Genomic DNA, 13,160 nt, shown 5'->3' on the forward strand with positions numbered 1-13,160 from the left:
AGTTATGAAAACGAATAGCGTAAAAGCACTCTTTCTTGCGGTATTGACTGCAGGAATGCTGACCAGTTGTGTTGGTGATGACGACACGGTATTGCCAAATTACAAACCGGTTATTTTTGGAGAAGATTTTGAATTGAATGCTGTTGACAATACCTTGCTTGCCCTTCCGGGTTGGTTAAATTACAACGAATTGGGAAGCTCCAGATGGACTTCACAATACTACAGCAGCAATAATTATGCAGAGTACAGTTCATTTAATTCTGGAGATGCTGTAAACATCGGCTGGTTGATTACACCTTCGATTACTTTGGGTGCACATCCAAATGAGAAACTGTTATTCCAGTCGGCGCAAAGTTATGTGACCAATACTGCCAATACATTGGAAGTCCTGATCTCAACAGACTTTGACGGAACTGTCGCCAATGTTACCACTGCACACTGGACACCGCTTTCAGCGAATTTTCCAACAACAACAAGTACATATTTCGCATTCCTGAAATCAGGCGATGTTGATTTATCTTCTTACAGTGGGCCGGTTCACATTGCCTTCAGGGTAAAAGGTTCGGGAACAAACACCAATCTTGACGGTTCTTACCAAATCGACAACTTAAGAATTACTTATTAAAAATTAAGACATGAATATGAAATCTATTATAGTAAAATCTGCTTTATTCATCGCCATCATTGCCGGAATCGTTACCGGATGTGAAAATGGAGACGATTACAGCGCACCAGAACTCACTTGTGTTGATCCGGGCCTTACCGCAAACAAAACCATCCAGGAAGTTATTGCCGGAAGGACTTCTGCAAGTACGCCACCAGTAGAATATACTGCTGATGATATTATCGAAGGGTATGTCACTTCAAGTGATGAAAAAGGAACTTTTTACAAATCAGTTTCTTTACAGACCATTCCTACTGACGGATCGGCTCCTGTAGGATTTAGTGTTTCGCTTAACATTACTTCTTCTTTTGGAGAAGGCTTTAAGCCAGGTAAAAAAGTGTTTATCAAACTGAAAGGCTTGTATACTGCAAAAGTATCCGGTTCATTGGCAATTGGAGAATTGTACAAATCATCTCCTACTGCTGCTGCGGAAATTGGAAGAATTTCTGAACTTACTTACAAAAACTACCTTTTCCCATCATGTAATGATGTTGCTGAAGACAGTTTTGTAAGATCGATGACTTTGGCTCAAGCCTATAACGATGCCAATTTGAATACGCTTGTAGAAATTGACAACGTTAGATTTGTTGATGCTTCTGTTGGAAGAACCTACTATGACATCGATTCTGGAGGTGGTGCTACAAACCACAGTATTGTAGATAATAATGGCGGTGCTTCAAACATCATCCGTTTCAGCAGCTTTGCACCGTTTTCTGGGAAACAAGTTCCTGCAGGTGTGGGTAAAATCAGAGGTGTAATGACCAAATTTTCAAGTACGTACCAATTTATCGTAAGATATGAAAGTGACATCCAACTGGGCACTACAAGACCGCTTACTTTCCTTGGTGCTTTTACCGAAGATTTCGAAAGCTATGTGAATGCACAGGACAATTTCCCGAAATACGTGAATGATCCGGTTGTTGGAAACAAATCATGGGCTATTAAAACGACTGCAACAAAATTCATTGAAATGTCTTCATTCAACAGCAATGAGGTAAACAGGACTTTCTTTGCAGTGCCGATTGATTTTACAGCTGCAAACAGCATTACATTCCAGTACAAAGTAGATTTCCTTACTTCAGGGCACGTGCCGTTGAAAGTATATTATGCTAAAAACTACACCGTTGGCGGAAGCCTTTCAGGATTGGTAAACATCACCTCTCAGTTTGCAAATCTTGCTTCTCAAACATCGACAAGCTTTACATCTGCTGGAACTTACAACATTCCGGCTGACGTAACCGGTGACGGTTTCCTAATCTTGGAATATACAGGAACCGGAATTGTACCAAGGCTGACAACCAATTTAGGAATTGACAACATCGTTGTAAACTAAACTGGAAATACATATTATAAAAGAGGCTTTAGGGCCTCTTTTTTTTGTTTTATACATTCCCAACTAACGTTAATCTTGTACATAAGCGCATAATTATATTGGATCAAACCTGAGATTAAAATATATAATCTATTTTCATAACCAATTATACAATCAGATTTACGAACCTATTTGAAAGAACCGGGAAAATGGCTTAGGCAGCCGGCTGCGTTTAATGACGGCAAAAATGACAGAAGATGCGGCTAAAATATACGATCCAGCTGGAATTCTCACCAAAATGGTTTCCGGTGTTTTTTATACTGTCGAAAGACGGCGAAAAACGATTACCGAAATCGCAACAGACATCGGGCATTCACAGCCTTCAGTCACAAAAATCATTAAAGAGATGATCAAGGCGGATTGGTTCAGGAAAAAATGCAATCCCATGACAAACGCCGCAATGTGGTTGGTTTAACTGAAAAGGGGGCCGCCCTTTCGGAAAAAATGCGCATCCAGCACAAGGATGTCGGCAATGCTGTAGAAACCCTGATCAATGAAGCAACAAACAACCTCTGGGAAGCGATTGAAGAATGGGAATTTTTGCTTGGTCAGAAATCATTACTGAAAAGGGTTCAGGAGCAAAAAAAAATCCGCGAAAGCAAAAATGTAAAGATCGTATCCTACAAACCCGAATACCAATCGGCTTTTAAATCATTAAATGAAGAGTGGATTTCTACCTATTTTGAAATGGAACCGGCCGATTACAAAGCGTTGGATCATCCGAAAGAATACATCCTCGACAATAGCGGACAAATATTCATTGCGCTTTACAACGACGAACCGCTTGGCGTTTGCGCTCTGGTTAAAATGGAGGACCATCATTATGACTTCGAAATGGCTAAAATGGCGGTTTCTCCAAAAGCACAAAAACATAGGCTATTTGATCGGATTGGCTGTTGTGCATGCTGCTAAAGAAGCAGGTGCTAAAAAGTTGTATTTCGAAAGCAATACCATCCTGAAACCGGCGATCAGCCTGTACCAAAAACTGGGGTTTAAAAAAATTGTTGGCCATGCTACACCATAGAAACGCTGTAACATCTAAATGGAGCTTATTTTAGCGGGAAAAAGTGAAACGCCGAACTAAGAAGTGCTTTAAAAAAATCAACGCTTTTAACGTGCTAAAATCGGCTTGCGCTTTACGGCCAAATTCATAAAACAAAAAAAGCCGGACATTGCTGTCCGGCTTTTTTATTTATAAGCTGCTGTTATTTTACGATCAGGAATTCTGAACGCCTGTTTTGAGCATGTTGTTCTTCTGTACAAGCTTCTTTACAATCTACTTTTGGTGCTGTTTCCCCAAATCCTTTTCCAGAGATCCTGGCTTTAGGAATGCCTTTAGAGATGATGTACTGCACCGTTGATTTAGCTCTTCTGTCAGATAAGTTCAAGTTGTAAACATCGCTACCGCGGTTGTCGGTATGTGCTTTAACCAGAATAACCATCGTTGGGTTGTTTTTCAACACCTGCACCAGTTTGTCCAATTCGAAAGCGCCTTCACGTGTGACGTTGCTTTTGTCGAATTCAAAGAAAATTGAATTTAAGGTGACCTCGTTTTCTTTCACGATCGTTTCGATTGGCTGAAGCGCTGCAGTAACATTTACATCGCCTCCAGGATTTTTAGCCACCGGGAATGTATTGCTTTCATAACCTTCTCTTGAAACCTGAACAGTGTAATCTTTATTACATTCTACGCGATAAGACACTTCGCCTTTGGCATTTGTTTTTTCTGTAGAAATGACGTTTTTCTTGTCATCCACAATCGCAACGCTTGCATTGGCCAATGGCTTTCCGGTCTTTGCATCGGTAACCAAGGTTTGAACACCAACGCCACAGATTGGGTTTACGATGAAAATATCATCATTCCCGTTCCTGTTTGTGGAAAGGAATCCGATGTTCTTTGCTTTGTTGAACGAGAAAGCGAAATCATCTTTTTCAGTATTCACCGGTTTTCCAACGTTTGAAGCTTCGGTGCCTTTGCTCAGATCAACTTTGAAAATGTCAAGACCTCCAAATCCCTGTTTTCCGTTTGAAGCGAAATATAGCGTCGTGTTGTCGTCAGAAATGAAAGGAAAGCTTTCATTGCCTTCAGAATTGACTTTTTTACCTAAATTTTCCGGAGTTCCAAAAGTTCCGTCGGCATTTACAGCCACTTTCCAAACGTCTACGCCGCCTAAACTTCCAGGCATGTCAGAAGAAAAATAAAGTGTTTTTCCGTCTCTGCTGATGCTTGGGTTGCTTGTAGAATATTCTTTGCTGTTGAATGGCAACGACGTGATATTCGTCCATTTGTCGCCTTCTTTAGTCGCTTTGAATAAATTGTTGCGGCCCAATTTCAGGTTGTTCTTTTTGTCTCTTTCGAAAGATTTTTCCCTGAAACTGTCGCCTGAAAAATAGATTGTATTTCCATCTCCAGTGATCGTAACCGGTCCGTCGTGGCGTGGCGTATTCAATTCAGATACCGTTCTTGCATTGGTAATCGTACCATCTGCATTGTAATCTGCCTGGTAAATGTCAAGAAACGGTTCTTCGTTCCAGCCGTAGTTTTTTCTGGCTCCGTTACGCGCACTTGTAAAATACAATGTATTGTCATACAAAACCGCTCCAAAATCCGATTTATCACTGCTTACGTCAGACGATTTTACATCGAACAATTTCTCTTTATCGAGTAATTTCGGGATGTAATTTGGATTTTCATTGAATGTTTTGGCACGTTGGTCGTTTGGCGCCAGGCTCGCAAATTTCTTCATTTGCTTGTTGGCTTCTTCATATTTTCCATTGGCTTTCAACATTTGCGCGTAGCGAAAATATGTTTCGGCATCCTGAGTGGTTTCAGTTGCTTTGGCATACCACTTTGCGGCTTCGGCAGTATTGAACATATTGTAATAGGTGTCCGAAAGCTGTTTGTAAACATAGCCGTCAGCTTTTCCTTTGTCAACCAGTTTCAGGTATTCATCAGCGGCATCAACATATTCATATTGATTAAAAAGTTTGTCGGCTTTTTGCGTGTCTTTATTTTGCGCCGAAAGACTTGCACTGGCCATCACAAAACTTAATGCGATATATAGATTCTTCATTTTTAGTGTAGCTTTTATGTTAGAAATACCTTGGTGATTGTGATACTTTTTTCGGGAAGTTCAAATCGAACAACAGCATGACCTCGTGAGAAGCCGGAGTTGTCACTTTAAGATCTGAAATGATGTGGTCGTAAGCATAACCAATTCTCAAGTTGGGCGTGATGGCAAAATTGACCATGCCGCCAAAACTGTCATCCAATCTGTAAGTCGCACCAAGTTCTAATTTGTCGAAGAACATGACGTTTAAAGATCCATCCACAGAAACCGGTGCATTAAAAGCTGATTTCACCATGGCCGACGGTTTTAATTTGGTGTTTGGAGACAAATCAAATACATAACCTCCAGTAAGGAAATAATGCAATGATTCTGATCCGAATTTAAGTTTATCACCGCTTCTGTCCAGATCAAGGTGTTTGGATTTCAACATATTTGGTACAGAGAACGCAACATAGTACTTTTTGGTATAGTAAAATACACCCGAACCAATGTTCATATACGTTCTGCTGACGTTTTCAGAAAATGCGGGATCGTCTGCATCCGGAACATTTCCATTTCCGATGTCGCTGAACAATCCTACTTTATGGAAAGTAGCGCCTCCTTTTAAACCGAAAGCCAGTTTGTGCTCGCCTCCAAGGTTCAATGTGTAAGAGAAATCTGCATATACGTTGTCTTCTTGTACCGGCCCGATCCTGTCATCAATAAATGAGATTCCGAGTCCGACATTCTTGCCAACCGGGCTGTGCAGGAAGAACGTACCTGTTGAAGGTGCATCTTCAATATCAACCCATTGTTTTCTGTAAAGGACTCCGCCCGAAAGCGATTCTTTGGAGCCAGCATAAGCGGGATTCACGACGCTCATGTTATACATGTACTGCGTATAATGCGGATCCTGTTGTGCATTTGCATCGATTAATGTCATGAACACTATTAATGCTGTGAAATAAATTTTCTTCATGTGTGTATGTTTTTGTTGCAATCCCGGCTGCTCTTAAACAGCAGCCGGTTGCAGCTTTTTTACTTTTATTTTTCGCGATTAATATAGATCCATCCTGTTTCTGTAGCAGCTGTGTCACGTTTGATGACATAGTAGTACGTTCCGTCTGGCAATTCGTCTCCTTTTTTAGATTGTCCGTACCATTGGTTCGTATAATTTTTAAGGCTGTACACTTTTGTTCCGTATCTGTTGAAAATCTCAAGTTCTGAAACATTCATACCTGAAAGGTCGAAAGAGTCATTTTTACCATCACCAGGACCAACACCTCTAGGAGAAATACCTTTTTGTATCTGGCAACCGATGCTGTCAACATTCCATGGTTCCTGAGAAGAACAACCTGAAGACGTTACCGTCACCTTAAGCGTATAAATTCCGCTCATGGTTGGGAAAATCGACTGAGTATTTCCAGCCGGGCCACCTGTTGGATCTGTCCATGCAAATGTTACGTCTGTTGCTGCGATGCCGCCTGCAAGAGTCGCTGTAATTTCATACACATTGTTTGCGTTACAATCCCCGAATAATGTGAATTGTGGATTGTCGCTTACCGTAACATTTAATGTGAACGGAGCGTAGCAATGTGCAACAGCTGGCGTCGGAGTGAAAATATACGCTCCGCTTTGCGTGTTGCTGATTACACTTGGTGCCCAAGTTCCAACAATACTGTTTAGCGAAGTGTTTGACAACGCTGGTGCAGTAGCTCCCGTACACAAGAATATCGGAGAATTAAATACCGGTGTTTCTATTGGGAACACGTTGATCGCATAATCATAGAACGGCTGTGACGAACAAGATCCTACAGGTGTAAACCTGTATACTCCTGTGGTCGTGATTTGAGCCGGGTTCCATGATCCGGTTACCCCGTTTGGAGAAGTGCCGTTAAGCGCTGGCAATGTTTCGCCTTCACAATAATCCCTGAATGTGAAGTCTGGCGCAGCAATTGGCTGAATGGTGATGTTGTAACTGCTTTCTGCCGAACAATTCGCAGTCGCTGCACGGATGTAAATTGGCAATTGGCTTGCAGTGATTTGTGTAAGTGCAGTACCAGGATACATCGTTCCAAGTCCATTTGCTTGAGTATAGTAATTGAATGGCGCAGGAAGCGCTGGCAATATATAACTTCCACAGGCAATAACGTCTGTTGCAGTTGGCGCAATAAAACCATCAACTGTGATCGTGTAATCAAAGAACGGTTGTGACGCACATTGTCCAGGGTCAAGTGTAAACCTGTACACACCGCTTGTGGTGATGGTATCAGGACTCCAAGTACCAGCAACCCCGTTTTGGGAAATAAGCTCCAATGCAGGAAATGCCGATCCTAAGCAATAATACGTATTGAATGTAAAATTAGGGTCTTTGATTGGTGTCACTGCAATGTTAAAACTGCTCTCTCCGGAACAACTTGCGTTGCTTGCATAAATATACAAAGGCGTATGGCTTTCGGTAATTTCTGTAAGCGCAGCACCAGGGTACATTTGGCCAAGACCGTTGGCTTCGGCGTAATAATTAAATGGTGCGGGAAGTGCCGGTAAAACGTAACTTCCACAAGCCACTACATCTCCAGGTGTTGGCGGATGGAATCCATCAACAGTGATCGTATAGTCATAAGACGGTTGCGTGGCGCACTGCCCCGTTGGGTCAAGTGTAAATGTATAAACCCCTGTTGTGGTAACTGTAGCCGGACTCCAGATTCCTGTTAACAATGTTGGCGAAGTCGTCTCAAAAGCCGGGATCACAGCACCTTCACAATAAATCGGGAATACAAAACCTGGTTCTAATTTTGGATGTATTGTAATGTTAAAGCTGCTTTGCCCTGAACAGTCTCCGGTTGAAGCATAAATATACATTGGCAACTGGCTTGCCGTAATTTCTGTAAGCGCATCACCCAGATATTTCGTTCCGAGCCCATTTGGTTCAGTATAATAATCAAAAGGTATTGCCAAAGCTGGTAAAATATAACTTCCGCAAGCTTCTACATCTGTAACAATTGGCGCAACAAGTCCGCCAAGCGTTACCATAAAGCTTTCTTCATCCTTGCAAAAAGGAGTTACCCCTGCAGCAGATTCTGCATAAACATATACCCTTTGAGTTTCAGTCAATAAAGTATTCGTGATTGGGTTTTGTCCATTGGTATCAGAAAAATAGTTTCCAATAGTCAATACCGGCAATTGATACGTATCGTCGCAAGACTGAACATCCTGGAAAGGAAGTACATCTAAAGAACCTACTTTTAATTCTACAGTAGATGATGTTGTCAAATCTGGCAAGCCACATCTTTTGTAAGTTGCTGTACCTGTAAATGTGGTGTTTTCCGTTACATGTACATCAATATTCGGAGAGGTACTGTAAGGTGTTGTTGAACCATCCTGATACCATGCAAACGTTACGTTTGAAGCACCTGCCGGAGTAAATCTCCAGGCTTCGTGATGGGCATCCCATGGATCGTTTGAATTCCTGCCCGGAGCAACTGTTGCCTGCAAACCGGTTTTATTCAGAAGTCCGATGATACCGTCTCCGTCCTGCCAGCTGGTACAACGGGTTCTGTCTTCAATGTATACGTCGATGATGTTTGAGTTTTCATAAAACACGATCTGGCTTGTTTGAAGGCCAACCTCTTCATCACACTGAAACTGTGGAAGCTTATAGTAATTTACAACGAATGCCCTACATGGTGCCTCTCCTAGCGTTTGGTAATTGATGCTCATTTCCGGTGCGACTTCGCGAAGATCTTCGCTTAAGTCGGTATCCTGAAATGGTCCGAAAACCGCATTTTTAAGTTTTGCCGGGAAAGCTGATGCCGGGATGTTTAAATCATTGATCTGCCATGGGCATTCCTCTCCACTATTTAACACGTTAGGATTGTTTGGCGTGTATGTTGCATTAAATGAAACGACACCATTAGAACCTACCTGTGCTTTTGTATAAACGTCTCCGTAGAAACAGAAGTTAAACGGTAAAGTATATACCGGTGCCCATCTGTCATCTCCATTGATCAGGAATTCCTGTCCTCCCACGAAAGGGTATGGCGGTGCATATCTGATGCTGCTTACTGAGTATGATGTGGTTAGGTTTGATGCAGGGAATACTGCTTCTAAATTCACATCGCTTTCACCTGCACAAAGGTCAAGTGAACCATTTGGATTGTCTCCGGTGGTAACGTGAACATCACCGTTGTCAATACCTACTTCCAAACAACGTGGAGGCAGTACGCCGATAAAAATTGTTACCGGGCCAGCCCAATCTCCGATATCGGTATCTGAACAAAGGCTTCTTACATAGAAATCATAGAAACCTGGCAGGATCGTCGTAGGCGTATTCCAAGAGTTTGTAAAAACAATTTCTCCTGTTGTTGGCATCGGAAGTCCGGCATCTGTATAACGAACTTCCCAAGTCGAGGAATTCAATATTGGCCATGAAACGTGAGCGCCATTTGACTCCGTTCCGATAGTCTGCTCTACTAAAACAGGCTCCGGTTTTGGACAAGTTGGCAATGTCCTGTAAGTGAATGGTCCAACCCATGTACTTGGTGAGTTCACGGAACAAATAACCCTTACATAAAACTGATAATTGGTACTTGGCTGTAAAGATGGGTTTGGAAGCGTAAGTGATAAACCTGTTGCAGTCAAAACATTTTCCGTTTGATCCGGGGTTGGTGGTGCTGAACCTGCCAACACATTATACACTTCATAAGAGAGTGCTTCAACACCAACTGGTGCTCCCCAAAGTAAGGTTGCGTTATAAATTCCAGGATTTGCGCCTAAAGTAGGAAATGCCGGAGACAAACATAATGGGTTTTCGCAATCCGTTACACCAGCATATAAAACGGTGGATGCTCTGTCAGAATTGTCCTCTGGCATGCTAAATAATATCTGCCCGAATGGATTTGTTATAGAAGTAATGATGACTTCATTTGCAAAGTTACCTGCTGTAATCCAATACAAATCGAATGGCGTATTCTTACACAATGAAACAGTGACCGGAACAGGGTTTGTATCCTGCGCAGTAGTTGGCCCGGTAAGTGTTGCAATAACAATATCATTTTGTCTTACCTGCATGATGGCACCATTCCATCCGTCACCATCTGCATCTTGTACTGTAAATGTATAATTACACCTGTCTTCTGTGTTACATACTAAAGTACAGAAGTTTTTTACTGCCGACCATGCACTTACGCCATTTGCATCGCCACAATTGGCGCGTACATAATAATCGTAGCAGGTTGAAGCCTGTAATCCCTGAAGATTGAAAGAGTTTGTTGGTGAAGTCACCCATCCTGTTGAAGCTGCTGTAGGTGGTTCTGCACCTGCAGGAAGTACAAGAATCTGCCAGCTTTCTGAAGTTGAAATGCCGCTTGTCCATCCCAATTGTGCAGAGTCTATAGTGATTGCAGTTGCCGTTAAAACCGTAGGCTTGTAACATGTTGGCAATGTCGTGAACAGCCTTGGTCCAAACCAGGTACTCAATCCACCTGCATCGCCGCAATTTCCTCTGATGTATAAATTATAAGCCGTCTCGCGTTGCAATGGAGCACCTGTATAGCTGGTTGTTATGGTACCAGGACTAGCCGCTATAGGCACCCATCCGGTTGTTGAAGCCGTTGGCGCAGGCTGCCCTACCGGAATGGCAATCGCCTGCCAAGAAGTAGCTGTCGAGCCTGTAGTTGTAAATGTAAAACTTACACTACCCGAAGTGATTGAAGCAGTAGTAACTGTAAGCGTTGCCGGCTTTACGCATGTTGGCAATGTGGCAATTGTTCCTACAAGAACCCAAACACTTGGACTGTTTTCAGAACATACTGTCCTTACATAAAAATTGTAACTGGTGTCAGGAAGTATATTCGTTGGATCATTTACTACATAACTTGTTGTTGTTGAGGTGTACATCGCCGGAGTTGCAAGCGTTGGTGGCGCAGATCCGACAGTGTTAACATATAATTCCCAGGAAACCGATGGCACTCCTGATGTAGTATAACTCACAGTTGCTCCTGTTGTCGTTCTGGTATTAACAGACCATGGCGTTGTTGGAGGTAAACATACCCTTGAACTACAGTCGACCATTTGTGAAAATAAAGTTGTTCCAAACAACGGAGCGCTATTTGTTGACATATTATACAATGTCTGCCCAAAGTTATTTTTAACGGAAATTCTCATCTGTGTAGATGTAGTTCCTGCAACTGTCCAGACTAATTCAAAAGGAATCCCTGGACATAATCCTACGGTAACAGGACTTGAAGCCGTCGTAAAACCTGGCCCTAGCAATGCGACTACAACACCTGCTTGTCTTACTTCCATGCGACCACCTTGCCATCCGTTGGCTCCTGTAGAGTCCCCAAGGGTAAAAGTATAATCACATTTATTATCGCAGATTGAAGTTGTAAAGGAGAATGGCCCGGTCCATATGCTGTAAGTTCCGTTTCCGCAATCTGCCCTTACCCAATATTGTAAAGCAGTTCCTGACGGTAAGCCTGTTGCTTCGAAATTTGTTCTTATTGGGGCATTGTATCTGATTTCACCTGGTATTAGGCTAGCTCCGGGGATATTCGACCCTTCTGGTTGTACTGAAACTTCCCACTGCGTAGAAGTACTTGTTGCAGGCATATTCCATGACAACAATGCAGTTTGTGTTCCTGTTACTACCACTGGAACAGTTGCTGCTGTTGGTGCCTCACAGGTTATTTTCTGAATTGTCAATAAATACGGGAAATTAAAGGTATTGCTTGTTGAAGAAACAACAATATAATAAGTGGTATCGTGTACCACGTTAAGCGTCAGGTTTCTGATGTTGCTTGTGGTATTCCCCATACCTGTCAAACAGGCATTTCCAATGGTTGCACAACTTGAATATACAAAAACACCTGTGTTGGCATTGCCAAAAGGGTTTAGTGAAATTGAAACTTGTCCGTCAAAATCTGCGGTATAGCTGTATGCTGCATCCAGGCTTTCGAGATAATTCCCTGTACCCGTTATTCCGCATGTTCCTCCAGAAGTAGCGCTCCTGTCAATATTGTTTCCATATTCTAAGGTGTTGCTTAAATGAGAATATGGCAATGGCGAGGTCGCTACGATCGGGTCGGCACACTGGGCTCCAATCTTAAGGGTATCAAAAAAATACGGCGTACTCCAATCACTTGTAATTCCTCCGGGACAAACTGCCCTTACATAATATTCGTAGCGTGTTCCTGGCAACAAATTATCCTTGAAATAAGATATTTGTCCAATAGGTACATTTATCAGATTGTTCAGGTCAATTGTAAATCCAATTAAGCCAAAGGCAATCTGGTATGTTCCCTGAATACCCGATGGATGGCTCCATAGTAATGTAGCATCTCTTGAATTGATTGGGAATGGTTGGTCCGGAATGGTTGGAGCTATACATTGTGGCACCATTCTTACATTGTCAATAAGCCATCTGTCCCCAAGTTGGGTATCTGTTTGCGTAAAAACTTTCACAAAAGCAACATATACCTGCTGGCCTGTACGACCAAGCAATACAGATTTCTCATTGTATTCATTGTATGCAAACGGAGCCTCGTTCAGTTCAGATTCCGTATATGTTTTTATCGTTACGTAACTGCTTCTTACTGTAGGATCTGAGTTCGTAGAAACCCTGATCTGATAAAGCGTTCCGTTATCATTTAATAAACCCTGCCTTGTGTAAAACCGCAGCTGCTCTCCAGCCCGCATCGTCTTGCGCGGGGTAACGAGCCAGTCTTCGGATACATCACCAACGGCTTCTAGGCCTTCTCTGGTGACATCGGCTGATCTTCCGGTTCCTTCATACGTAAAATTCGACGCGCTTATCGGCCCCCATGAAGATCCAAGGCCAACTCCGTTATCGAATACTTTCCACGTCCCTGAACTCAGCGCCCAGTTTCCGGAAGCATCGGGAGTAGATGTCCCTTCAAATTGCTCGTTAAGCTGATCCTGGGAAAAGCCTATAAAGCCCATGAGAGACATTAAAACAATAAAAATAATTTTTTTCATAAATGAAAATTTAGTTGTTTAATATAGTTTTGTAATTTTTGAGTTCCAAATTTAACAAAAATTATGAATGCTTTAG

Annotated in this window: 7 protein-coding genes; 4 read left to right on the forward strand and 3 right to left on the reverse strand. The window is 42.4% G+C overall.

Going from position 1 to position 13,160, the window contains the following annotated elements:
* Positions 1 to 4: 4 nt before the first annotated feature.
* The 4 genes from BLS32_RS03255 (at position 5) to BLS32_RS18795 (ending at position 2,948) form a co-directional block, all read left to right on the forward strand.
* A complete protein-coding gene (locus BLS32_RS03255) occupies positions 5 to 625 on the forward strand; it encodes a choice-of-anchor J domain-containing protein (RefSeq protein WP_170227521.1) in 621 nt (206 codons plus the stop codon).
* Positions 626 to 635: 10 nt separating this feature from the next.
* A complete protein-coding gene (locus BLS32_RS03260; RefSeq protein WP_139171682.1) occupies positions 636 to 1,997 on the forward strand; it encodes a DUF5689 domain-containing protein in 1,362 nt (453 codons plus the stop codon).
* A 226-nt stretch (positions 1,998 to 2,223) separates the two neighbouring features.
* Positions 2,224 to 2,451: a hypothetical protein gene (locus BLS32_RS18790; protein WP_307725602.1), complete on the forward strand. Its 228-nt coding sequence runs from the start codon at positions 2,224 to 2,226 to the stop codon at positions 2,449 to 2,451.
* A gap of 29 nt (positions 2,452 to 2,480) precedes the next feature.
* Positions 2,481 to 2,948 carry a GNAT family N-acetyltransferase gene (locus BLS32_RS18795; protein WP_307725603.1) on the forward strand — a complete coding sequence of 156 codons (468 nt, stop codon included), beginning with the start codon at positions 2,481 to 2,483 and terminating at the stop codon, positions 2,946 to 2,948.
* A gap of 293 nt (positions 2,949 to 3,241) precedes the next feature.
* On the opposite strand, the gene BLS32_RS03270 is transcribed toward BLS32_RS18795, so the two are convergent.
* From BLS32_RS03270 to BLS32_RS03280, 3 genes are all read right to left on the reverse strand, one after another.
* A complete protein-coding gene (locus BLS32_RS03270; protein WP_091391848.1) occupies positions 3,242 to 5,110 on the reverse strand; it encodes an OmpA family protein in 1,869 nt (622 codons plus the stop codon).
* Positions 5,111 to 5,129: 19 nt separating this feature from the next.
* Complete coding sequence (locus BLS32_RS03275) at positions 5,130 to 6,065, reverse strand: PorP/SprF family type IX secretion system membrane protein (protein WP_091391849.1); 936 nt, start codon at positions 6,063 to 6,065, stop codon at positions 5,130 to 5,132.
* A 65-nt stretch (positions 6,066 to 6,130) separates the two neighbouring features.
* A complete protein-coding gene (locus tag BLS32_RS03280) occupies positions 6,131 to 13,084 on the reverse strand; it encodes a T9SS type B sorting domain-containing protein (RefSeq protein WP_091391850.1) in 6,954 nt (2,317 codons plus the stop codon).
* Positions 13,085 to 13,160: the final 76 nt, after the last annotated feature.

The sequence above is a fragment of the Flavobacterium noncentrifugens genome (genome assembly GCF_900100375.1).
Taxonomy (GTDB): domain Bacteria; phylum Bacteroidota; class Bacteroidia; order Flavobacteriales; family Flavobacteriaceae; genus Flavobacterium; species Flavobacterium noncentrifugens.

Excerpts from the sequence above, each read along its gene's own strand:
- BLS32_RS03255 (WP_170227521.1), top strand. The coding sequence starts at position 5 with ATGAAAACGAATAGCGTAAAAGCACTCTTTCTTGCGGTATTGACTGCA.
- BLS32_RS03260 (WP_139171682.1), top strand. The coding sequence starts at position 636 with ATGAATATGAAATCTATTATAGTAAAATCTGCTTTATTCATCGCCATC.
- BLS32_RS18790 (WP_307725602.1), top strand. The coding sequence starts at position 2,224 with ATGACAGAAGATGCGGCTAAAATATACGATCCAGCTGGAATTCTCACC.
- BLS32_RS18795 (WP_307725603.1), top strand. The coding sequence starts at position 2,481 with ATGCGCATCCAGCACAAGGATGTCGGCAATGCTGTAGAAACCCTGATC.
- BLS32_RS03270 (WP_091391848.1), bottom strand. The coding sequence starts at position 5,110 with ATGAAGAATCTATATATCGCATTAAGTTTTGTGATGGCCAGTGCAAGT.
- BLS32_RS03275 (WP_091391849.1), bottom strand. The coding sequence starts at position 6,065 with ATGAAGAAAATTTATTTCACAGCATTAATAGTGTTCATGACATTAATC.
- BLS32_RS03280 (WP_091391850.1), bottom strand. The coding sequence starts at position 13,084 with ATGAAAAAAATTATTTTTATTGTTTTAATGTCTCTCATGGGCTTTATA.